General features: G+C 37.5%; 26 protein-coding genes. 24 read left to right on the forward strand and 2 right to left on the reverse strand.

Annotated elements, in window-relative coordinates:
* The first annotated feature begins 3 nt into the window (after positions 1 to 3).
* The 22 genes from aroA to queG all read left to right on the forward strand — a co-directional run bounded on the left by aroA (position 4) and on the right by queG (position 19,059).
* The gene (gene aroA, locus IGL48_RS06595) at positions 4 to 1,290 is read left to right on the forward strand and encodes a 3-phosphoshikimate 1-carboxyvinyltransferase (protein WP_025190730.1); all 1,287 of its coding nucleotides are present in this window, start codon (positions 4 to 6) and stop codon (positions 1,288 to 1,290) included.
* A 19-nt stretch (positions 1,291 to 1,309) separates the two neighbouring features.
* Entirely contained in the window at positions 1,310 to 1,816 is a 507-nt protein-coding gene (locus IGL48_RS06600) for a shikimate kinase (RefSeq protein ID WP_010777637.1), read from the forward strand.
* A gap of 7 nt (positions 1,817 to 1,823) precedes the next feature.
* Complete coding sequence (pheA, locus tag IGL48_RS06605; protein ID WP_002361812.1) at positions 1,824 to 2,672, forward strand: prephenate dehydratase; 849 nt, start codon at positions 1,824 to 1,826, stop codon at positions 2,670 to 2,672.
* Positions 2,673 to 2,815: 143 nt separating this feature from the next.
* Positions 2,816 to 3,988 (forward strand): LCP family protein, encoded by a 1,173-nt coding sequence (locus tag IGL48_RS06610; RefSeq protein WP_002365661.1) that lies wholly within the window; start codon positions 2,816 to 2,818, stop codon positions 3,986 to 3,988.
* Positions 3,989 to 4,063: 75 nt separating this feature from the next.
* Positions 4,064 to 4,912 (forward strand): DegV family protein, encoded by an 849-nt coding sequence (locus tag IGL48_RS06615; RefSeq protein ID WP_002382324.1) that lies wholly within the window; start codon positions 4,064 to 4,066, stop codon positions 4,910 to 4,912.
* A 193-nt stretch (positions 4,913 to 5,105) separates the two neighbouring features.
* The gene (locus IGL48_RS06620) at positions 5,106 to 5,300 is read left to right on the forward strand and encodes a hypothetical protein (RefSeq protein WP_002357574.1); all 195 of its coding nucleotides are present in this window, start codon (positions 5,106 to 5,108) and stop codon (positions 5,298 to 5,300) included.
* A gap of 11 nt (positions 5,301 to 5,311) precedes the next feature.
* On the forward strand, positions 5,312 to 5,788 hold the full coding sequence (locus tag IGL48_RS06625) for a hypothetical protein (RefSeq protein WP_010777638.1): 477 nt from the start codon (positions 5,312 to 5,314) through the stop codon (positions 5,786 to 5,788).
* Between the two features lie 77 nt (positions 5,789 to 5,865).
* Complete coding sequence (locus IGL48_RS06630) at positions 5,866 to 6,198, forward strand: ACP phosphodiesterase (protein WP_002357572.1); 333 nt, start codon at positions 5,866 to 5,868, stop codon at positions 6,196 to 6,198.
* A gap of 35 nt (positions 6,199 to 6,233) precedes the next feature.
* A complete protein-coding gene (locus IGL48_RS06635) occupies positions 6,234 to 8,288 on the forward strand; it encodes a cation:proton antiporter (protein WP_002360309.1) in 2,055 nt (684 codons plus the stop codon).
* 370 nt (positions 8,289 to 8,658) lie between these two features.
* Positions 8,659 to 8,952, forward strand: coding sequence for a WXG100 family type VII secretion target (locus tag IGL48_RS06640; protein ID WP_010824652.1), 294 nt, complete (start codon positions 8,659 to 8,661; stop codon positions 8,950 to 8,952).
* A 25-nt stretch (positions 8,953 to 8,977) separates the two neighbouring features.
* Entirely contained in the window at positions 8,978 to 9,244 is a 267-nt protein-coding gene (locus IGL48_RS06645; RefSeq protein WP_010824653.1) for a YiaA/YiaB family inner membrane protein, read from the forward strand.
* Positions 9,245 to 9,325: 81 nt separating this feature from the next.
* A complete protein-coding gene (locus IGL48_RS06650; RefSeq protein WP_010828798.1) occupies positions 9,326 to 9,580 on the forward strand; it encodes a hypothetical protein in 255 nt (84 codons plus the stop codon).
* Positions 9,581 to 9,589: 9 nt separating this feature from the next.
* Positions 9,590 to 9,952, forward strand: a complete 363-nt coding sequence (locus IGL48_RS06655) for a hypothetical protein (protein ID WP_002361821.1) — start codon at positions 9,590 to 9,592, stop codon at positions 9,950 to 9,952.
* Positions 9,943 to 11,469, forward strand: coding sequence for a T7SS effector LXG polymorphic toxin (locus tag IGL48_RS06660; protein WP_202518432.1), 1,527 nt, complete (start codon positions 9,943 to 9,945; stop codon positions 11,467 to 11,469). Before IGL48_RS06655 ends, IGL48_RS06660 begins: the two co-directional genes overlap by 10 nt.
* 2 nt (positions 11,470 to 11,471) lie before the next feature.
* Positions 11,472 to 11,942 (forward strand): DUF2247 family protein, encoded by a 471-nt coding sequence (locus tag IGL48_RS06665; protein ID WP_025186309.1) that lies wholly within the window; start codon positions 11,472 to 11,474, stop codon positions 11,940 to 11,942.
* Positions 11,943 to 12,157: 215 nt separating this feature from the next.
* Positions 12,158 to 12,289 carry a hypothetical protein gene (locus IGL48_RS06670; protein WP_258080186.1) on the forward strand — a complete coding sequence of 44 codons (132 nt, stop codon included), beginning with the start codon at positions 12,158 to 12,160 and terminating at the stop codon, positions 12,287 to 12,289.
* 133 nt (positions 12,290 to 12,422) lie between these two features.
* Complete coding sequence (locus tag IGL48_RS06675; RefSeq protein ID WP_174098747.1) at positions 12,423 to 13,337, forward strand: EndoU domain-containing protein; 915 nt, start codon at positions 12,423 to 12,425, stop codon at positions 13,335 to 13,337.
* 18 nt (positions 13,338 to 13,355) lie between these two features.
* The gene (locus IGL48_RS06680) at positions 13,356 to 13,667 is read left to right on the forward strand and encodes a hypothetical protein (RefSeq protein WP_002361825.1); all 312 of its coding nucleotides are present in this window, start codon (positions 13,356 to 13,358) and stop codon (positions 13,665 to 13,667) included.
* Positions 13,668 to 14,499: 832 nt separating this feature from the next.
* Positions 14,500 to 16,389, forward strand: a complete 1,890-nt coding sequence (locus IGL48_RS06685) for an ABC-F family ATP-binding cassette domain-containing protein (protein ID WP_002365663.1) — start codon at positions 14,500 to 14,502, stop codon at positions 16,387 to 16,389.
* Between the two features lie 17 nt (positions 16,390 to 16,406).
* A complete protein-coding gene (locus IGL48_RS06690; protein ID WP_002357569.1) occupies positions 16,407 to 17,354 on the forward strand; it encodes a thymidylate synthase in 948 nt (315 codons plus the stop codon).
* Positions 17,355 to 17,371: 17 nt separating this feature from the next.
* A complete protein-coding gene (dfr, locus tag IGL48_RS06695) occupies positions 17,372 to 17,866 on the forward strand; it encodes a trimethoprim-sensitive dihydrofolate reductase (RefSeq protein WP_002360302.1) in 495 nt (164 codons plus the stop codon).
* Between the two features lie 23 nt (positions 17,867 to 17,889).
* Positions 17,890 to 19,059 (forward strand): tRNA epoxyqueuosine(34) reductase QueG, encoded by a 1,170-nt coding sequence (gene queG, locus IGL48_RS06700; RefSeq protein WP_002382325.1) that lies wholly within the window; start codon positions 17,890 to 17,892, stop codon positions 19,057 to 19,059.
* Positions 19,060 to 19,072: 13 nt separating this feature from the next.
* Here the strand turns inward: queG and lexA are convergent, their stop codons facing one another.
* Positions 19,073 to 19,693 (reverse strand): transcriptional repressor LexA, encoded by a 621-nt coding sequence (gene lexA / locus IGL48_RS06705; RefSeq protein ID WP_002357566.1) that lies wholly within the window; start codon positions 19,691 to 19,693, stop codon positions 19,073 to 19,075.
* 150 nt (positions 19,694 to 19,843) lie between these two features.
* Here lexA and IGL48_RS06710 point away from each other — a divergent pair, with 150 nt between their 5' ends.
* On the forward strand, positions 19,844 to 20,086 hold the full coding sequence (locus IGL48_RS06710) for a DUF896 family protein (protein WP_002382327.1): 243 nt from the start codon (positions 19,844 to 19,846) through the stop codon (positions 20,084 to 20,086).
* Positions 20,087 to 20,157: 71 nt separating this feature from the next.
* Positions 20,158 to 22,152 carry a transketolase gene (gene tkt, locus IGL48_RS06715; protein ID WP_010826936.1) on the forward strand — a complete coding sequence of 665 codons (1,995 nt, stop codon included), beginning with the start codon at positions 20,158 to 20,160 and terminating at the stop codon, positions 22,150 to 22,152.
* Positions 22,153 to 22,203: 51 nt separating this feature from the next.
* On the opposite strand, the gene IGL48_RS06720 is transcribed toward tkt, so the two are convergent.
* Positions 22,204 to 23,394, reverse strand: a complete 1,191-nt coding sequence (locus IGL48_RS06720) for an MFS transporter (protein WP_002357563.1) — start codon at positions 23,392 to 23,394, stop codon at positions 22,204 to 22,206.
* Positions 23,395 to 23,446 lie beyond the last annotated feature (52 nt).

Genomic DNA, 23,446 nt, shown 5'->3' on the forward strand with positions numbered 1-23,446 from the left:
GTGATGAGGGTGCAACTACGTACAAATGTGAAACATTTACAAGGGACTCTGATGGTTCCTAGCGACAAATCGATTTCCCATAGAAGTATTATGTTTGGAGCGATTTCTTCTGGAAAAACGACGATTACAAATTTTCTAAGAGGCGAAGATTGTTTAAGTACCTTAGCGGCGTTTCGTTCTTTAGGTGTGAACATTGAAGATGACGGGACGACAATCATCGTTGAGGGGCAAGGATTTGTAGGCTTAAAAAAGGCGAAGAATACAATTGATGTTGGAAATTCAGGGACAACAATTCGTCTGATGCTGGGCATTTTAGCTGGCTGTCCCTTTGAAACGCGCCTAGCTGGTGATGCGTCTATTGCCAAACGACCGATGAATCGTGTGATGCTTCCTTTAAACCAAATGGGAGCGGAATGTCAAGGGGTTCAGCAAACGGAGTTTCCGCCAATTTCTATTCGCGGGACTCAAAATTTGCAACCGATTGACTACACAATGCCTGTTGCAAGTGCTCAAGTGAAATCGGCTATTTTATTCGCCGCTTTGCAAGCCGAGGGCACTTCTGTAGTGGTTGAGAAAGAAAAGACACGTGATCATACAGAAGAGATGATTCGACAATTTGGTGGGACACTTGAAGTAGACGGTAAAAAAATTATGTTAACTGGACCGCAACAATTAACAGGTCAAAATGTGGTAGTTCCTGGTGATATCTCTTCTGCAGCTTTCTTTTTAGTTGCGGGTTTAGTAGTCCCAGATAGCGAGATACTTCTGAAAAATGTTGGCTTAAATCAAACGCGGACAGGTATTTTAGATGTGATTAAAAACATGGGTGGTTCCGTCACTATTTTAAATGAAGATGAGGCCAATCACTCTGGCGATTTACTTGTAAAAACGAGTCAATTAACAGCTACAGAGATTGGTGGCGCTATTATCCCACGTTTAATTGATGAGTTACCGATTATTGCTTTGTTAGCTACTCAGGCTACTGGCACGACAATCATTCGAGATGCAGAAGAATTGAAAGTCAAAGAAACCAATCGGATTGATGCAGTAGCGAAAGAATTAACAATTTTAGGCGCCGACATCACGCCTACTGATGATGGCTTAATTATACATGGACCAACTTCTTTACATGGTGGAAGAGTTACCAGTTATGGGGATCATCGTATCGGGATGATGTTACAAATTGCTGCATTACTTGTAAAAGAAGGCACTGTTGAATTAGATAAGGCTGAAGCAGTTTCAGTTTCTTATCCAGCATTTTTTGACGACTTAGAACGTTTAAGTTGTTAACGAAGGAGGATAACGAACCATGGAAAGCATTGTTTTAATTGGTTTCATGGGTGCGGGTAAAACAACTATCGGCCAAAGTTTGGCCAATAAACTAAAGATGCCTCATCTTGATTTAGATACAGCGTTAATTGAAAAAATAGGACGCTCAATTCCTGACTATTTCGAAAAATATGGTGAAGCAGCTTTCCGAGAACAGGAAACCCAACTTTTAAAGGAGCTGTCAAAAAATACAGCCGTCCTTTCAACTGGTGGCGGGATTGTTGTCGGACCAGAAAATCGTAGCTTATTAAAATCTTTTCAGCAAGTGATTTATTTACATGCGACACCAGAAGAGCTGTCAAAAAGAATCGCAGAAGATACTGAAAACCAACGCCCCTTAGCTATAGAACGTTCTTCAAAAGAAATCATTACTTTATTTGAGTCTCGTAAAAATTTTTATGAAGAATGTGCGAAGATGACAATTGATACGACCAATCGCTCACCAGAAGAAATTATCAATGAAATTCTGCAACAATTAAAGGAGTAGAGAAACGATGAAAGTTGGTTATTTAGGCCCGATTGGTTCCTTTACGTACAGTGCAACGTTGGCTGCTTTTCCTGATGCTACATTGATACCGTACGCATCGATTCCAGCTTGCTTGAAAGCAATTGAACAGCAAGAAGTGGCATGGAGCATTATCCCAATAGAAAACACGATTGAAGGAACCGTTAATGCATCGATAGATTATTTGTATCATCAAGCGCAGTTACCTGTCCAAGCAGAGTTGGTTTTACCAATTCAACAACAATTAATGGTGGCAAAAGAGAATCAATCGATCTGGCAACAAAGTCAGAAAATTTTATCACACCCGCAAGCATTAGCTCAATCGCAGATGTTTCTAGCGAAAAACTTTCCTGAAGCGATTTTAGAAGCAACGCCTTCAACAGCTTACGCCGCCAAATACATTGCAGAACATCCAGAATTACCTTTTGCAGCTATTGCACCAAAACTTTCTGCGGAAATGTATGATTTGACCATTGTTGAAAAAAATATACAAGATTTATCGGTAAATCAAACCCGATTTTGGGTTCTTGGTTCTGAAAATTTAGCGATTTCTTTCCCGCTATCTGAGAAAAAAATAACGCTGGCGATTACGATGCCAAGTAATGTTCCTGGCTCTTTACACAAAGCATTAAGCGTGTTTAGTTGGCGAGGGATTAATCTTAGCAAAATAGAATCGCGGCCGTTGAAAACAAAGCTAGGAGAGTACTTCTTTTTAATGGACTTAGTGAAAGATCAACCAGAAAAATTAATTGAAGCAGCTTTAACAGAACTGGAACTGATTGGCGCAGAAATAAAAATTTTAGGGGATTACCCGATCTATGTTTTGTCCACACTTTAAAGAGTTAAAAATGAAAATGAAGCTTACTTATTAGATAAAGTGAGTTTCATTTTTTATTAAATTACATATTTGTAATAGGAATTTCCTGCGAAATGAGGTATCCTAAGAAAGGTGATAAAACACAGAGGTAAAGGAGTGACACGATGAGTCGTGTAGATCGTTATAAACATATTCATGAAAAATCGAGACCAGCAGAGCATAAAAAGACCTTTAATCCCCGAAAATCAATGGGTGAACATAGAGAAGAAGAACCAGAAGAGCTAGCTGAAAGCCTTCAAGAGCCAGTTTACGAAGACAGCTATACTGAGGACAGTCGCAGAAGTGAGAGGCGACATCAAACAGATTCAGGTGGTGGCAACGGTTCTGACCAACCACCCCGCGGAAAAAAAGACAAGAAACCAAAAAAGAAACGTAAAAAATCAAAAACAAAACGCTTTTTCAAATGGCTAGTGATCCTATTGATTCTGTTATTTGCCTATAGTACAGTCATGTTTTTAAAAGGAAAATCTGCAGCAGAACATGATGACTCGTTGCCTCAAGAAAAAGTAGAAACATTTAATGGTGTCAAAAGTAGCAACGGGGCTAAGAATATTTTAATTCTTGGCAGCGATACACGTGGGGAAGATGCTGGACGAGCCGACACAATAATGGTTCTCCAACTAAATGGACCATCAAAAAAACCGAAATTAATTTCATTTATGCGTGATACATTCGTGGACATTCCTGGTGTCGGGCCGAATAAAATTAATGCCGCATACGCTTATGGCGGTGCTGAATTGGTTCGTGAAACGTTAAAACAAAACTTTAATTTAGATACGAAATATTATGCTAAGGTAGATTTCCAATCATTTGAAAAAATTGTTGACTCTATGTTTCCAAAAGGTGTCAAAATCGATGCAGAAAAATCACTGAATTTAGATGGCGTTGATATTGAAAAAGGGCAACAGGTCATGGATGGACATGTCTTACTTCAATACGCTCGCTTTAGGATGGATGAAGAAGGCGACTTTGGTCGGGTTCGTCGCCAACAACAAGTTATGTCAGCTGTAATGAGCCAAATGAAAAATCCAATGACTTTATTAAGAACCCCAGAATCACTTGGGAAATTAGTCGGCTATATGTCGACAGATGTGCCTGTCAGTTTCATGTTAACGAACGGACCATCATTGCTGATTAAAGGAAAAGCAGGGGTTGAGTCATTATCGGTTCCGGTACCAGATTCTTGGAATTTTGGTGAATCCTCTTATGCAGGCAGTATTTTAGAAGTAGATGAACAAAAAAATGCTGACGCCATCGAAAAATTCCTGAACGAATAAGGAAAGCATTTTAAAATATCCTTTTTTATGCTATATTAGAAACAACGTGGAAAATTAGTGAAACGAGGTTACAAAATGAAAATTGCTATTGTGACAGATAGTACAGCTTATTTACCCGAGCGCATTAAAGATCATCCGAATCTTTTTGTAATTCCCATCCCAGTCATTTTAGATGGAAAAATATACAACGAAGGCATTGACATTGAAGCAGATGAATATTATGCATTGCTAAATAATAGTAAAGAATTTCCGACGACTTCACAACCTGCTTTAGGAGAAGTGTTAGAGCTTTACAAATCAATCGCTGAACAAGGGTACGACACCATCATCAGCATTCATCTTTCTTCAGGAATCTCTGGTTTTGTTCATACATTGCACGGACTTACTGATGAAATCCCAGGCGTTGCTTTGTATCCATATGACTCAAAAATTACAAGTATGCCAATGGGACACATGGTAGAAGCTGCTTTAGATTTAACAGAAGAAAAAGCCAGCTTAGAAGAAATTTTTGCCAAATTAGATTTAATTCGTGATAATACGTATGCATATCTAATTGTAGAAGATCTGAACAACTTAGTTCGTGGCGGTCGCTTAACGAATGGCGCAGCCTTGATCGCTGGGCTATTGAAGATTAAACCTATCTTGACTTTTGAAGATGGAAAGATTGTATTATTTGAAAAAATCCGTTCAACAAAGAAAGCTTTTGCTCGTGCAGAAAAGATTATTGGTGAACGAAACGCAGGGATTGAAGCGCCAGTTAAACTGTACGTGATTCATGCCAATAACCGCATCGTTGCTGAAAAAGAACAAGCAAAATTACAAAAGCTATACCCAAATGCAGAAATTGAAATCGGTCATTTTGGTCCAGTTATCGGGACCCACCTAGGGGAAAAAGCAATTGGTTTAGCGATTTCAGCTCAATAATAAAAGATGAGACAAAAGTAAACTACTTCTGTCTCATTTTTTATTCTATTATTTTATCGTTCGCTGCTGTTACTCAGCCGGATACTTTTTGTTTATAAGAAAATGTAAAATTACTTCTTTTTATTAGAAAATATCTTGCAAATTAAGCAATTCCTTACAAAGTAATGTATACTAAGGAAGAGGAGGCGGTTAAATGAAAAGAAATATAGCCTTGTTGCAAAGCGAAAAAATGAAAAAAGTTCAAGCTTTAGCAAACTACTACCAAGAATCAATTGACTTACCGCCTGGAAAAAACCGTGAGGCGGTTATCAAAAAGATTAACGAATCAAAAAAAGAAATTAAAGAAATAAATGATATATTAACAGATATTCAAAAGAAAAAGAAATAAAGGAGTCGTTTGTGATTATTGATGGATTTACGTTATTGCTATTTTTATTTGTCGTCGTTATGTATGGTTACTTTTACTTCGTACGTAAAAGTATTGTAATTCCGGCTGTAAAACATCCTACAACAAAATATTTAGTTGCTTTTTTTAGTTTAATGATTCTGGCCAATGCATTTTCGGCAGGAGATAAAATTGAAATGATTCGAAGTGTGTTATATATTTTGATTATCTTCAGTTTTCTTTACGATGCAAGAGGTTTTGCGGAGGACTGTATTATTACGCATCCTTTTGACAATCGGGGTACGGCCTTTAAAGATATCGAAAAGATTGTCCTTGTTCAAAAGCCGAACGGTATTCGTTTAGGGTATTTAAAAAAAGGCAGAAGAGGGGTGGTTTTACGCTTTTCTGCGCCACTAGAAGAAATGGTTCTTTTTCTTTCAACACGGATGAATGAAGAGGCAGAAATTGATATTATTGTTAATGAAGATTAACCATGTTCAGCTCCTAGAAATCAGCTTTTCCCGCGTTAAGTTTTGTCTGAATTTCTTTTGAAAAAAAGAAAGCAATTTTGCTTGTACTTTTGGTAAAATTTGTTATAATTAGTCAGATTAAATTTTGGAAGGAAGTTGTTTCGGTGAGTGAAGAATTTGAAAAGTGTGTCGCTGACTTGAAAAAGAAATATCAAGCAATCCCTGAAGAAAAACGACAACACTTTGCAGAACGTATGCAAAAGAAAAATTTCTTACGCTACAAAAAAATTGAATTAATTAAAGGAGAACTTCTTCGTTTAGAAGCACGACGCGCTCAATTGGAACTTTGCGAACGCAGTTCTGAGTTAGAAGAAGTCGAAAAGAAAATTATTCTTAAAAAGAAAAAATTACTTAAATGTTTTGATCGGTAAGTCAATAAAAATTTAATATAGAAGGGAATGATAGGATGGAATTTACCTTTCTAATCATTGTTTTTGCACTGTCTATTACCTTCTCAAACATATTCAACCGGATTGTTCCCGTCATTCCGCTGCCAATTGTGCAAATTATTGTAGGCGTTCTAATTGGTTTAACTAAAATGGGGCAGGAAATTGAATTTGAGCCTGAAGTGTTTTTAGTAATGATTATTGCACCGCTTTTATTTAGAGAAGGGGAGCTAATCAATCTGAAAGCAATGATGAAAAATTTCGGGATGATTCTTTTCTTGGCCTTTTTTGGTGTGTTAATTACCTTAGTCGGAGTCGGCTGGACCCTGCATATGATTTTGCCTACTTTACCATTAGCCGCTTGCTTCGCTTTTGGAGCGGCTCTAGGGCCAACGGATGCGGTGGCGGTAGGTTCGTTATCAGGTCGAATTGACATTCCTGAACGTTCGATGAACATTTTATCTGGTGAAGGACTCATTAATGATGCATCAGGCGTTACAGCCTTTCAATTTGCATTAGCGGCTTTATTAACGGGGTCATTTTCGCCGGTGGAAGCGGCAGGGACCTTGGTTATTTCCAGTATTGGTGGAGCGGTAGTCGGAATCGTGTTAGTTCTATTAAAACAGCAAATTGTTCATTTACTTGAAACTGCAGTGGCAAAAGATGTTACAGGCTACTTGTTGATTGAATTACTCTTGCCATTTATTGCTTATTTAATTTCAGAGTTGATTGGCGTTTCTGGAATTATTGCTGCTGTGATTGCTGGAATTATGCAAGCGTCTAGTTTGAAAAAAGTTTCGCTTTTTGAAGCAGAGCTGTCAAATGTTGGCGAAAGTATTTGGAGTATGATTGAGTTCACTTTAAATGCCTTAGTTTTCTTATTCTTAGGAATTGAACTTTCTCAAGTGTTTTCGCCAATTTGGATTGACCAACAATATTCAAACTGGTTCCTACTAATGGTTGTTCTAATTATTAGCGCCGTTGTCTTTTTGATTCGTTTCTTAGCCATTTTCAGTGTTTACACGCTTCAACATGGACTTAAGAAAGTTAAAAACGCAATGAATGAAATGCTGATTTTAACTTTTGGCGGTGTTAAAGGAACAGTGAGTTTAGCCACCATCTTTATTTTGCCAACAGCGATTAACGGGGAGCATTTTAAAGAACGACCGTTATTACTATTCATTACGGCTTGTGTTATTTTGGTGACTCTGATTGGTGGGATTCTAGTTTTACCATTTTTAACTGATTCAGAGACGGAAGTGGAAAATGAAGAGTCAGTCGAAATTGATTTATTACGTGATGTCATTGATGTCTTAAAACAGCAAAATGAAGAGAATCCTCGTGGTGAAATGAATGCGGTCATTGAAAATTATCAAGATCGTTTAAAAGAATTGTATACCGAGCAGCTAAGTGCGGAACGAAAACAAGAAGTGCAAGAGTTGCGGACGTTAATTGTGTCCATTGAACGAGACGGCTTAGAAGAAAGTCTAAAACAAGGAGAAATTAGTGTCAGAAGTTATCGTATGTATCAACGCTTGATTACACGGATGCAACGGTCGATTGCCAAACAATTATTATCGATTGTAGGCTTTTGGTTATTATTTGCTCGACAAATCATTTCGATTCTTTTACATCCTAAGCTATTTTTCAATCGTGGTGAAGCTTCTGAAGAAGAAAAAGAATTACGAAATGAAGAACTAGAAAATATTCGCCAAGTTTTTCTAAGAAATTCTCAAGTTATTCTGAAGAGTTTAGATAATTTGCGCGGTGTTTATGATGATGATTTAATTGATTTCTTCATTGACGGACGCTTGGATTTAGCCCATAAGTTTGAAAAAGGCGAATTTATTGATTCGTATATTGTTCATACGGAGACAGACTATGTCAAAGACCTATTATTAGGCTTCCAAGAAGAACGACGGATGATTGATCATTACGAACAATCTGAACGCATTTCAATTATCGAAGCGAACGAGTTACGAAAAAATGTCAATTTATTAGAGAGTTATTCGATTAGCGGCGAAGTGAATAACGTTCCGCTGAAACGATTTGTTAAAAATTTTAATAAAGAATAAGTAATAGTGTATGAGAAGAGTTGATATCTCCTTCAAAATTTAAAAATCCTATAACTAAATTTTAAGTACAGACTAAAAACCACCGTAAAATTTTTTATTTTAAAGAATTTTTACGGTGGTTTTTTCTTTATAATAATTATACATTTAATTAAAAATAATAACAAAATCCATTGATAGATATAATTTTTAATAAAATAAATATTTTAATGATTATTCGCAACGTTTGTTTATATTTCTTGATATATGCCTAAAACGTTATTTAATAACAATTTTTAATATTTCGTTAAAAAAACCCTTTATTTATGTAGTGTTTGTGTGTACAATTTAATTATTGTAATAATAAATATACGATTAAAAAGGAGTGGTGAAAATGGTGGGGACAGTTGCGGTAACTCCAGAACAACTTAAGAGTCAAGCTAAAGTTTACGCACAAGCCTCGAATCAAATTAACGATGCAATTCGCAAAGTTAATTCAATGAATCAACAAATTTCGCAACAATGGAAAGGCGAAGCATTTCAAGCGTACTTGGAACAATATAATCAATTAGAGGGTAACGTGAAAAAAATGGAAGAATTACTTATTAGCATCAATCAACAATTGAACAAATACGCTGATACTGTCGCACAACGAGATCAACAGGATGCACATTCATTTGGTTTTTAAATAATTATAGTTGTTGGAGGGGAAAATGAATAATCATTTAAAGAAAAAAGCTTATCGAAACACACCAGCTTTTGTGATGTTAGCATGGGGTTCGTTTCTGTTCTTTGTGGTATTAATTTTGGTGGGACTTTATACATTAAAGGAGCCTTTAATGGTAAAGGGATATTATTTAATGGGATCGGTAGGGTTAATTTCTTCTTCATTCACTTTATCTAAAGTCATTAGAGATAATCAAGAAGATGAAGAAAGATATAATCAGATGTTTCGAGCACATGAAGACTCAGAAGAGTAAGAAATTTCTTCTGATTTTTAATGAATTGAAAGGGCATTCTTTTGAATGCTCTTTTTATATAATAATTAAAGGAGGAAGTTGATGGTAAAAATTGCATCCAATCAAGGCGCTGCCCAAAAGGCAATTGCCGGGATCAAGAATGTATCTGTGAATAAAAATCAAACATGTCATTTAGGAGAAAGCAATATTTCAAGCATGAAAAAAGGGGTTAAAGTCAGTAATCAACTGCTCAATCAATTAGCAAAAGTAGTCAATGGTGTCAACGCACAAGCCAATAAATTCCCCAAATTAGCGGCAACGATGGCGGCTAGAGATAGCCAAACAACGTTTAAATAAGGAGAATCGATGGGAAAGGATACGAATGAAAAATTAAGAAGGAACTATGCGGAACAGATTGTCGAAAAAGAACGAGCGATGGATCAATTGTCGAAGGAAAAGAAGCAAATCCAAACCATTTTTGGTACACTAGAGTCTGAACTAACTAGAAATTTTCGCGAACTTGAGCAACTCAACGCAGAAGTGATTCATAAAGGCGGTAAGTCGACGCGTTGGGAGCAAGAGGAGCTCGCTGGAAAACAACGCTATTTAAGGGGCTTTTTACAACAACAGACACATGAATTAAGTCAAAGATACACAAAAGCAACCGCACAATCGAATGAAGAACGACTACAGCTCCAAAGAGAAAGGAGTCGGTTGTCATGGGATTAATCTACTCCAGTAGCGATTCTTCAGCAATGATGCGCGCGCTGTCCAGCAACCTAGCAGTTGCCCGAACAACCACCAGTGAGCTAACAGCAGGTTGTCAGCAACTAATCGCAGCTATCGACGGTCATACATTGTCTGGTGCTGCCTATAATGCGGGAAAAGGGCTATTTTCAGAATTAGTGATTCCGACGATTCATCGAATGACTGCCGCCGTTGATAATGTCCAAAGTGATTTGGCCAAATACAGCGCTGCGGATGCGTTTATTGCCAGTGAAGGTTTTTTAGATGAAGATAAACTCAAATTGAAAATAAAAATCATGAAAGCCAACCAACAATTATTGCACGATTCTGCTAGGGCAGTCGCCACGCTAGCCCATAGTCAGCCAATTCCAGGAATTTATGAACTCTTACAAAATGCCCAACGGACCTTTATTAAGATGGCAGAAAGCATGCAACAGGACATTGATAAGCTCCACAAGCAAATACAAAAGCTCAATGAGTTTGACCGACAAACCAAAAACCTATTCGCCACTAGCTTAGAAGAAATGCAGTTGGCGATGCAAGGCATCTTAGTCCTAAATGAAACAACTGTCAAAAGCAACGGCCTCTACACCTTGCCAAGTGGTGTTGATAAAAGTTACTTTACGGAAATTAAAAAAGATACTAAAAATGAAGTGACTGACAAACAGCTGTTAGCGGGTTGCACCATTCTTTATGTTCATGATAAAAAGAACGGTTTCAATTATTACATGCTAGAAAAGGACGGCTATTCCTACCGAATAGACGAGGAAAAACTATCAGGAGACTTGGCTTCTCTAGTAAAAAAATACGACTTAGATGTAGTAGAATTGACCCCGAAAGAACTGACAACACGAGCCAATAACCAACAGAAAAAAGGCTATAATTACTTTGAAAAAGATGACAGAGTAAGAGGATTAGGTCTCCTGTCAAAAGGCCAAGGAGTCATGGATGAAATCCAAGAGTCAGGTTTGTGGGATTCCTTGTGGACGTTAGGAATGGGCGTTGCATCGGTAAGGAATGCGCAGACATTTTCTAACGGAGTTAAAGGAACGGATAACGCTGCTTTAAGAGGAAGCAAAAACGGAAAGACTTATGTGTTAGATAAGCCTAAAAGTACTGGGAATGTGACTTATAAGAAAGCTAGTGTACCTGAAACAACTTCTAAAGACTTGTCTCAATTTGAAAAGCTAAAAGGAGAGTATGCTTCTAAAGAAATACCTAATGCTGATAGGATTGGTAGTGGATTAAAAGATGATTCAAGCCATAGAGCTGCAAGTTTTATCACAGAAGAACAGTTGGCAAAAGGAAGAGTTACGAGTTTTACTGGTAGCGATAATAAATCTTACTCCATACTTCAAATAAATGAAGATTTTAATGGACTAGATGGCATATATGAGTATATTTTAGATTCAACAGGAAAAATAACTCATCAAAGATTTATTGAAGGTGGCAAAATCACAGGTTTTCCAAATCAAAAAGTTCCTAAAGGAGGATATTAAATTTGAGTAACAAGTATGATTTTTTTAGTTTTTCTCAAACAAAAACTAACTGGAGTTGGCAAGAAATACTATATGGGATGGAAAACAAAATAATTGCCCGAAGTGATGTTATAAATTATGCTACACGTATTCTCGATGAAGGCATACTAGGGTTTGATTGGGTTCTAAAAATAGCGATAGCTGATGAATATGAGGACATATTACCATATATTTATGAATTGGGTAATTTAGAAGATAGTGAAGATGATAGCACGATACAAGATAAATGGAGATACTTTATTTTGAAAGAACTATATGCTAAGAAATCTAATTATGAAAATTTTAACGAAAAAGTTGAAGAAATCTATGCTGATTTTGATTATCCAGAAGACATGGCTGGATTTATTGGATATATGCCTTCATTAGATGGAAAAAGTATGGAAGAATCTTGGCAAGAATATTTAACTAGTTCTAAGGGGGAATTTGAAAACTAAATAAAAAAGGCACTCTATCACTCGAAGAGAATCGAGAAGATAGAGACTTGAATAGTAAGCCATAACTCACTAATCAAGTTGCCAATGGCACTTATACCTTACTTATAAATATACTAACAGGTACGTTGCAGGAGATGGGTTTATCTTATTAGTAAACTTATCAATTTGTTGGAGGATAAACATAGTTTTAGACTTTAAAAGGGAGGAGGAATCTCATGGAACTTTTTATGAAAATTATTCCATTAGCAATGGTTCTAGCAATTGTCTATTGGCTAGTGAAAGTATCGAAAGTATATAATAAAAGTGAATATGCAAAGAAGAACGATGAAGAAACTAATTGTGAATAGAAAGAAATAGCTAAAGAAAATGATAAGTGATTCTAACTGTAATTATGGTTAGAATCACTTATTTAAATATATAAGTGAAATACATAACAAATGTTAGTTTTTTTATACTAATATCAACAGATAGTTATCTAGCTTGGTAGATATAGCAGACAAATTACCAAGTGATGTCGATAAAAGTTACTTCACGGAAATAAAAAAAGATACTAAAAATGAAGTGACTGACAAACAATTATTAGAAGGCTGTACGATTATTCGTGTTCAGGATAGATCACGCGGCTTTGAGTATTACATGTTAGAAAAGGACGGCTATTCCTACCGAATAGACGAGGAAAAACTATCAGGAGACTTGGCTTCTCTAGTAAAAAAATACGACTTAGATGTAGTAGAATTGACCCCGAAAGAACTGACAACACGAGCCAATAACCAACAGAAAAAAGGCTATAATTACTTTGAAAAAGATGACAGAGTAAGAGGATTAGGTCTCCTGTCAAAAGGCCAAGGAGTCATGGATGAAATCCAAGAGTCAGGTTTGTGGGATTCCTTGTGGATGTTAGGAATGGGCGTTGCGTCGGTAAGGAATGCGCAGACTTTTTCTAAGAAAGTCAGTGAAAGTAAGGTGCCTAAAGTTGAAATTCCAGAACAAAGTTTGAAACATTCGAATGTTGGAGATTTTACTGTTAATCCGTCAACAGGAAAAGTGTCTAAAATGAAAGGTGGCGGGCATGGTCAGTCTAACATTAATTACCTAAAAGAAAATGGGTTTGAAGTAAATATTGAAAAAACTTATCCTAATGGTGTTAGGACTGGGAATGTACCAGACCATAAGGTTAAAGTTAAAAGAACTGGAAATAATCAATCATGGTTTCCAGAAAATTGGACGAATAAAGATATAGAAAATGCAGGGCAACATGTTGCTAGTCAACAAAATTTTGCTAGTGCTAAAGACGGGGAAGCTGTTTTTGGTGAGTTTAATGGTGTACGAGTTGGAGTAATAAAAACTGATGGAAAACCTGCAACTGTATTTCCAGATGGAACAAAACAGCCATAAAGTAGGAGGAGAAGATTCATGGAATTAAAAAATAAAATGGAAGCTATTTTAAAAGAAAGAAAAGGTTTAAATATAAATGATGATTACGGAATAGAAAAGTGTTGGAATGAAATGACGATACTTTTAACTCAAAACGAAGATGAAACAATAGATTATCTTAATGAATGCAATGAGGAGAATCTATACTATATCAGTGAAATTTTTGAAGATATATCTGAACAACTTCAAAGTAAAAGATTTATTACTTGTTTAAGAAATCTTGATAAAAAATTTCCTAAGTTAGACATGACTAAAGATATTGATATTGCTGAAAGTTACATTGGAAATTAAATAAAAAAACACTTCACTATCTGATAGTGAAGTCTTGATTAATAAGGCTAAATTTACTAATCCAGTTGCCAATGGCTAATAAAATATAGCTGTATCTATCAGAAAAAACAGAGTGATTGTGGTCAATTTAAACCGCAATCACTCTGTTTAAAATAAATATAGAACCTGGATTTAAAAATTATTAATACACGATAACAAAACTTACATAATACCAATCTACAAGTCGCAACCTTCAAGACATTGACAAACTCCACAAGCAAATACAAAAGCTCAATGAGTTTGACCGACAAACCAAAAACCTGTTCGCCACTAGCTTAGAGGAAATGCAGTTGGCGATGCAAGGCATCTTAGTCCTGAATGAAACAACTGTAACTTTTGGGATGGACTGTTCTCCTATGAAATCTTATCTGAAAAGAGCATTTCAGAAATGATTAAAAAACATGCAGGAAATGAAAAAGAACATTACGGACTTGGAATTTGATTGGTAAATCCAACAAAAAATCATACGCATATTTATATTGAAGGTTGTGATCCCAGTGTTTCCTGTATTTCACTGTTCAATCTTTTGGGAAAAGATATATACACAGTTTTTAGTAATTATGAAGACAATGTTTGGGAGCTTGCTCGAGGCTATTTATCAAGAAAATAAAGAACATACAGAACCTTGGACAAAACGGGTTTGAATTTTTATCCAAGGTTAAGGTTCGCTACATATGAAATTCTCTCTTGACGAAGATTATTCTGAACGTCTATAATTTATTTTTTTGGTAGCCGCATACGCTGATTTTTGATACAATAAGCAAGACCAAAATAGAAGGAGTTGGTAGTGTCGGTGAAAGAATTAAAAGTAACAGATTTAACCAAAACATATGGGGAAAAAACACTATTTGATCATCTTTCTTTTTTGATTCATGAAAAAGATCGCATTGGTTTAATTGGGATTAACGGCACAGGGAAAACCAGTTTATTAAATATTATTGCTGGCGTAGATAGCGGTGATGGTGATCTTGCTGCAATTCAGCAGCCAAGTGATTATCAAATTGGGTACCTTTCCCAGAATCAAACATTTGACGAGAATATTACGATTGCAGAAGCCGTGTTTCAGGGAGACAGCCCGATCATAAAAGCGGTCAAAAATTATGAATTAGCGTTAGCTGCTTTAAGTGAGAATGGTTTAGACGAAGGGGTTCAAAGACGTTACACGCAAGCAGAAGAAGCCATGAATAAACAAGATGCTTGGACAGCAGATACCAATGCAAAAATTATTTTACAAAAATTAGGCATTCCCACATTGGAAAAGAAAATAGGTGAGCTTTCTGGCGGGCAGTTAAAACGAGTAAGCTTGGCGCAAGTCTTAATTGAAGCGCCCGATTTACTGTTATTGGATGAACCAACGAACCATCTGGATTATGAAACGATTGAATGGCTGGAAAACTTTTTAAATAACTATCGTGGCGCGGTTTTAATGGTGACCCATGACCGCTACTTTTTAGATCGAGTAACCAATCGGATTTTCGAACTTTCTTTTGGAAAACTGTATGAATACAAAGGAAACTATGAAACGTATGTGATGGAAAAAGCCGAACGTGAACGTGTCGCTGTAGAACAAGAAGAAAAAAGAAAACGCCTCTTCAAACAAGAACTTGCGTGGATGCGAGCAGGCGTTCAAGCACGAGGAACGAAACAGCAAGCAAGAATTGATCGGTTTCAGGATTTAAAAGAAAACTTGCATCAGGTACAAACCAATGGCACCTTAGAAGCAGACTTTGCCACGCAACGTTTAGGGAAAAAAGTTCTGGAAATCAAGGAAGGAAATTATGCCATTGATCATAAACAGCTTTTGAAAGACTTTAATTTACTCATTCAAGCAAACGATCGAATTGGCATTACTGGTAAAAACGGTGCAGGCAAATCCACATTATTAAATATTTTAGCTGGCCGCATTCCTTTAGAGAGTGGCCTATATAGTATCGGTGAAACCGTCCGAATTGGCTATTATACCCAGCAAAACGAAGAAATGGACCCTAATCAACGGATGATTGCTTATTTGCAAGAAGCAGCAGAAGAAGTGAAACGAAGTGATGGAAGCAGCGTTGGGGTCGCTGAAATGTTAGAGCGCTTTTTATTTCCTCGTTTTATGCATGGCACACTGATTGGCAAACTGTCTGGTGGAGAAAAACGCCGGTTATATCTCTTAAAATTATTAATTAGTCAGCCTAACGTGTTATTATTGGATGAGCCAACCAATGATTTGGACATTGATACGTTGACCATTTTAGAAGATTATATCCAAACGTTTAAAGGAGCGGTAATTGCGGTTTCTCATGACCGTTATTTCTTGGATAAAACAATGGATAAATTGTTAGTTTTTCAAGGAAATGGTCAGATCCTATCATTTTATGGCACGATGAGTGAATATTTGGCGAACCAAAAAGAACAAGAAAAGGTCAAAGAAAAACCGCTCAATAAACCAGTAAAAGAAGCATCGACAGAAAAGAAAGAAAAAACAAAGCTGACTTATATGGAACAAAAAGAGTGGGCAACAATTGAAGAAGACATCACACAATTAGAAACGAAATTAGAAACATTAACTGAAGAAATGAATCATCAGGGTGATGATTTTGTTCGTTTACAAGAATTGCAAGAAGCAGTAACAGCAACGGAACAATTGTTAGAAGAAAAAATGAATCGTTGGGAATACTTGAGTGAATACGCGGATTAAGAGACGGAGGGAATAAGATGGAAGAAGCATACTTAGCGCTAGGAAAAAAGATTTTAGAAGAAGGTCATTTTAAAGAAGACCGTACAGGAACTGGGACGTATAGTTTATTTGGCTATCAAATGCGTTTTGATTTGGCCAAAGGATTTCCCTTACTAACAACCAAACGAGTACCGTTTGGCTTGATTAAAAGTGAGTTATTGTGGTTTTTAAAAGGCGACACGAATATTCGCTATTTGTTAGAGCGAAATAATCATATTTGGGATGAATGGGCGTTCGAACGTTACGTAAAAAGCGCAGATTATCAAGGACCAGACATGACGGATTTTGGGCATCGTGTCTTACAAGATCCAGCGTTTGCAGAACAATACAAAGAAGAACATCAAAAATTCTGTGATGCCATTTTAAATGATGCAGAGTTTGCAGAAAAATATGGTGAATTAGGGAATATTTATGGTGCACAATGGCGTCACTGGGAAACCAAAGATGGTAGCTTTATCGATCAATTAGCTAATGTGATTGAAATGATTAAAACCAATCCTGATTCTCGCCGTTTAATTGTTTCCGCTTGGAATCCAGAAGATGTGCCTTCAATGGCGTTGCCGCCTTGTCACACTATGTTTCAATTTTATGTAAATGAAGGAAAATTAAGCTGTCAACTTTATCAGCGCAGTGCCGATGTTTTTTTAGGTGTTCCTTTTAACATTGCAAGCTATGCTTTATTGACACATCTGATTGCGCATGAAACAGGTTTAGAAGTGGGGGAGTTTGTACACACGCTAGGAGATGCCCACTTATATCAAAATCATGTGGAACAAATGCAAGAACAATTATCACGAGAAGTTCGTTCTTTCCCAACGCTCGTTTTGAATCCAGACAAGGCTTCTGTTTTTGATTTTGATATGGAAGATATTAAAGTAGAAGGCTATGACCCACATCCAACGATTAAAGCGCCGATTGCCGTATAAAAAAGGAGAGAGAAGCTATGTTAGCAGCCATTTGGGCCCAAGATGAACAAGGAGTGATTGGTAAAGAAGGCAAATTGCCTTGGCATTTACCCAACGACTTGAAATTTTTCAAGGAAAAAACAATTCATAATACATTGGTTTTAGGACGTGCAACTTTCGAAGGTATGGGATGTCGTCCGTTACCAAATCGAACAACGATTGTTCTTACCAGTAATCCGGATTACCAAGCTGAAGGCGTTTTGGTTATGCATTCCGTAGAGGAAATTCTTGCGTATGCTGACAAGTATGAAGGCGTGACCGTTATTGGTGGAGGTTCTGTCGTTTTTAAAGAATTGATTCCCGCATGCGATGTCTTATATCGGACGATGATTCATGAAACGTTTGAAGGCGACACCTTCTTTCCAGAAATCGACTGGTCTGTTTGGGAAAAAGTTGCCACTGTTCCCGGCGTCGTGGACGAGAAAAATCTCTATGCACATGACTATGAAACGTATCATCGAAACGATAAATAATAAAATGAAGGGAGTCATGAGCAATGCCGACATTGAAAGAAAAAATTATTCAAGAGAGTCAACGTTTAGGCATCGATAAAATCGGCTTTACTCATGCTGAACCATTTATTGAATTAGAAGATTCTCTGCATGAACAACGAGAGCGAGGATATAACTCGGGATTTGAACATCAAAATGTGGAAGAACGAATTTACCCAGAAAAAACGTTTGAGCATCCTAAAAGTATTATCTCCATTGCTTTAGCTTATCCCACCAAAGCTCAGGAAAAAATGCCTAGAGATGAAAAGCGTGGACAATTTGCGCGAGCCTCTTGGGGAATTGATTATCATCACATTTTGCAGGATCGGTTGCAAAAATTAATTGCTTTTATTGAAGAGCAAGCTGCCACTGAAGCAGAAAAAGAACACTGGCGCTTTCGGCCGCAAGTAGATACTGGCGAATATGTTGACACCGCTGTTGCTCAGCGGGCGGGTTTAGGATTCATTGGTAAAAATGGTCTACTGATTACCGAAGAATTTGGTTCCTTTGTATATTTAGGTGAGGTGACCACCAATATTCAATTTGAACCAGATGAACCTGTTCCAAATGGTTGCGGTGATTGTACTCGTTGTATCACAGGGTGTCCTACAGGGGCTTTGTTAGGGGACGGTCGAATGAATGCTCAAAAATGTTTGTCTTATCAAACGCAAACAAAAGGCATGATGCCTGAAGACTATCGGAAAAAAATGCGTAACGTCATTTATGGTTGCGACATTTGTCAGCTGGTTTGCCCTTATAATAAAGGAAAAGATTTTCATTTTCATGAAGAGATGGAACCAAAGATTGAAGAAGTTTATCCCAAATTAGCACCGTTATTAACTATTTCCAATAAAGAGTTTAAACAGCAATTCGGACACTTAGCAGGCTCTTGGCGTGGTAAAAAACCATTGCAACGGAATGCTTTAATTGCGTTAGCGAATTTGGGCGGCCGTGAAGCTATCCCACAAATTATTCTCTGTTTAAATGATCAGCGTCCTGTCATTCGCGGAACAGCTGCTTGGTCGTTAGGTCAGCTCGCAAAAAGAGAACCCGAGCAAAGTTTAGAAGCTTTAAATTATCTACTTTCTGTAGAAACTGAAGAAGAGGTTATCGAGGAAGCCCAAAAGGCTATTCACTTGTTAACAAGCAAAAAAGGAAGCCGCTCAACGGAGTGACTTCCTTTTTTTATTAAATATGATTGCGATATAAACCAACAACTTTACCTAAAATTGTAACGTTATCTAAAAGAATAGGCGCTAATGCATCATTTTCAGGCTGCAAGCGGATATGATCTACTTCTCGGAAGAATCGTTTACAGGTTGCTTCATCTTCATCGGTCATTGCGATTACGATGTCGCCATTATTGGCATTCGATTGCTTACGAACAATCACTTGGTCGCCATCTAGAATACCTGCGTTAATCATACTTTCTCCTCGAATCGTCAACATAAATAAAGCATTTTCTTCTGTACGTAAATCAGGAGGTAACGGGAAGAAATCTGATGCTTCTTCCACCGCTAAAATTGGTTCACCAGCAGTTACGACACCTAACATCGGAATAGTTGTCGGCTGAATTCCGATCTTTTCCAAGCCTTCTGGTGTTAATTCGATTGCTCGCGGTTTTGTTGGGTCACGTAAGATTAGACCCTTTTTTTCAAGACGAGCTAAATGTCCGTGAACGGTAGAAGTTGAGGATAAATCAACAGCCTTCCCAATTTCGCGAACGGTTGGCGGATAGCCCTTTAATTCGACTTGTTCGTATATATATTTAAGTACTTCTAATTGTCTTGTTTCTGTACGTTTCGCCAAAACCCGCACCTTCTTTCAATTGATAAAATTAGTGTACCATAAAATGCGAACGAAATCAAACAAGCGTTCGTGTTTTATAAATATCAGAATATAGTTGTTTTTTTAAGGCAGTTCTTATAATATAGACAGTGAGAGTAAGGAGGGATTTTGATGTTATCGAAAGAAAAAATTGCCCGTATAAATGAATTAGCGAATAAAGCAAAAGTGGAAGAACTTAGTGCGAAAGAAAAAGTCGAACAACAAGAATTACGTAAAGAGTATTTAGAAGCATTTCGTGGAGGGATGCGTCACCATATCGAAGGAATGAAGGTCGTGGATCAAGAAGGGACCGATGTGACTCCTGAAAAACTAAAAAAAATTCAGCGTGAAAAAGGACTTCACAACAGAAAGTAATTGCTTTCATTGTCGAAATAAGCTACACTATGAATAAAGGTAAAAAAAACCTAAATTAGGAGATGATTTTTTTGTTTGACAAGACAGATCAATTGGGCGTTAATACAATCCGGACATTAAGTATTGAAGCCGTACAAAAAGCGAACTCAGGACATCCTGGTTTACCAATGGGTGCTGCCCCAATGGCGTATGCACTTTGGACAAAACATTTAAAGGTGAACCCAACAACTTCTAGAAACTGGGTTGATCGTGATCGTTTTGTACTTTCAGCAGGCCACGGCTCTGCAATGTTGTACAGCTTATTACATCTATCAGGATACAACGTAACAATTGACGATTTGAAAAATTTCCGTCAATGGGATAGTAAAACACCAGGGCATCCAGAAGTGCACCACACAGATGGTGTTGAAGCAACAACAGGACCTCTAGGACAAGGGATTGCTATGGCTGTTGGTATGGCAATGGCTGAAGCGCATTTAGCTGCAACTTATAATCGTGATAGTTTCCCTATTATGGATCATTATACGTACGCAATTTGTGGTGATGGTGATTTAATGGAAGGTGTTTCTCAAGAAGCAAGTTCAATGGCTGGTCATATGAAATTAGGTAAATTAATTGTCTTGTACGATTCAAATGACATCTCATTAGATGGACCAACTTCTAAAGCCTTTACTGAAAATGTTGGGGCTCGTTATGAAGCATACGGATGGCAACATATTTTAGTTAAAGATGGCAATGATTTAGATGAAATAGAGGCTGCGATTGAAGCGGCTAAAGCTGAAACGGATAAACCAACATTGATTGAAGTTAAAACAGTCATCGGTTACGGAGCACCAAAAGAAGGAACATCTTCCGTTCACGGCGCGCCAATTGGTGAAGAGGGCATTACAGCGGCTAAAGCTGTTTATGGTTGGGAATACCCTGACTTTACTGTGCCAGAGGAAGTCGCTGCTCGTTTTAAAGAAACGATGATTGACGAAGGCCAAAAAGCTGAAGAGGCTTGGAATGAGATGTTTAAGAACTATGAACATGCGCATCCAGAATTAGCCAAACAATTTAAAGAAGCTTTTGCCAACCAATTACCTGAAGGTTGGGAACAAGAATTACCTAAATATGAACTAGGAACAAGTGCCGCAAGTCGTGTAACAAGTAAAGAAACGATTCAAGCTATTTCAAAAGTTGTTCCAAGTTTCTGGGGCGGTTCAGCTGATTTATCTGCCTCAAATAATACAATGGTTGCTGCAGAAAAAGATTTCGAACCTGGTCAATACGAAGGCCGTAATATTTGGTTTGGTGTTCGCGAATTTGCAATGGCTGCAGCAATGAACGGGATTCAATTACATGGTGGTAGCCATGTTTATGGCGGGACATTCTTCGTCTTTACTGACTACTTACGTCCAGCAATCCGTTTAGCCGCTTTACAAAAAGTTCCTGTAACTTACGTCTTAACGCATGACTCTGTTGCGGTGGGTGAAGATGGGCCAACACACGAACCAATTGAGCAATTAGCAAGTGTTCGTTGCATTCCAAATGTTCATGTGATTCGTCCAGCAGACGGCAATGAAACTGTTGCTGCTTGGAGAATTGCTATGACTTCTACGGAAACACCAACTATTTTAGTTCTAAGTCGTCAAAACTTACCTGTTTTAGAAGGAACGTTAGAACACGCTTCTGATTCTGTTCAAAAAGGTGCTTATGTATTGTCACCACAAAAAGGTGAACAACCAGCAGGGATTTTAATTGCGACTGGTTCTGAAGTAAATCTAGCGGTGGAAGCACAAGCGAAATTAGCGGAAGAAGGCATCGATGTATCTGTCGTGTCAATGCCAAGTTTTGATTTATTTGAAAAACAATCTGCTGAATATAAAGAAAGTGTGTTACCTAAAGCTGTGACAAAACGTGTGGCGATTGAAGCTGCAGCAAGCTTTGGTTGGGAACGCTATGTAGGGACGGAAGGCAAAACAATTACAATTGATCACTTCGGCGCTTCTGCACCTGGCGGTCTAGTTCTTGAAAAATTCGGCTTTACTCCTGAAAATGTGGTTAATACCTATAAATCACTATAAATAAACGATAAAAAACCTGAATGCTTGTGATAGCATTCAGGTTTTTTTGCTTCATTTCTTTTTGGGAGCAAAGAGCATAAAGTGAAAAAATAATGCGAACAATTGGAACCCAATACCAGTTAAAGTAACACCAGACCAACCATAGTTTTGCCACATTAATGTACCAATCAATGAACCCAGTGAACCGCCGATGAAATAGAAAAACATAAAGACGGTATTGTTACGATTGCTGGCTTCTTCTCCCAAATTTTGGACGCGTGTTTGATTGGCTACTTGCCCAAATTGAGTACCGATATCTAAAACAATAATTGCTAAGATTAGTAAGACCACATGTGTTCCACCTAGAAAAAGTAAGATAAAACTACCGAACTGCATCAACAGGCCAATCAAAACAATCTTCCGCTCTGGATAATAATCGGATAGACGACCAATGATGGGTGCTACGAATGCTCCCGATAAACCAAAAATTGCTAAAATACCGACTTCTTTCGGTCCCCAATAATAAGCTGGACTACTAACAAAGAAAATTAATGTAGACCAAAAGATTGAAAAGGTTGCAAACATAAAAAAGCCATTGACAGTTGCTTCTCTTAACAAAGGTTGCGATTTGATTAGCTTAGGAAGACTTTTCAAAGAACCTAAATAAGTTAATCGATTTGAAGTTTGAGTATGTATCACTGTTTTGGGCAATTTTAATTGAAGTAGAACGACCAATGCTAACACGAATATTACGGCGATTAGGTAGACTGTTCGCCAAGAAGCTGCACTAGCAATGAAACCCGAGATCGTTCGAGACAATAAAATTCCTGTCAATAGTCCGCCCAGCATTCGACCTGTTACTTTACCACGGTTCGCTGGTCCCGCCATGACCGCAGCATAAGGAATAATAATTTGGGCGACAATAGAGAGCAGCCCGATAAAAAAAGAAGAGAGTGCAAACAGGAGAAAACTTGGTGCAAAAAATGCAGCACTTAGAGACAGCGAGGAGAGCGCGGCTACTCGAATGATTAATTTGCGACGATCAACGACATCGCCTAATGGAACAAGAAAAAGTAAGCCTAGCGCATAGCCTAATTGGGTCAGCATAGTAACAAAACCAATAGAACCAATACTGACTTGAAAGGCCTGAGCAATTTGGGTGCCAATTGGTTGAATATAATACATATTGGCGACCACGACCCCGCAAGTTAACGCTAATAAAAACGTCACTTGATTTGTTAAACCCGATTGTTGTTTCTTCATCTAACCACCTACATTTCTATGTAATTCATTTTGTAATACAACAACTACTCGG

Source organism: Enterococcus sp. DIV1090 (genome assembly GCF_050537975.1).
Lineage (GTDB): Bacteria > Bacillota > Bacilli > Lactobacillales > Enterococcaceae > Enterococcus > Enterococcus faecalis.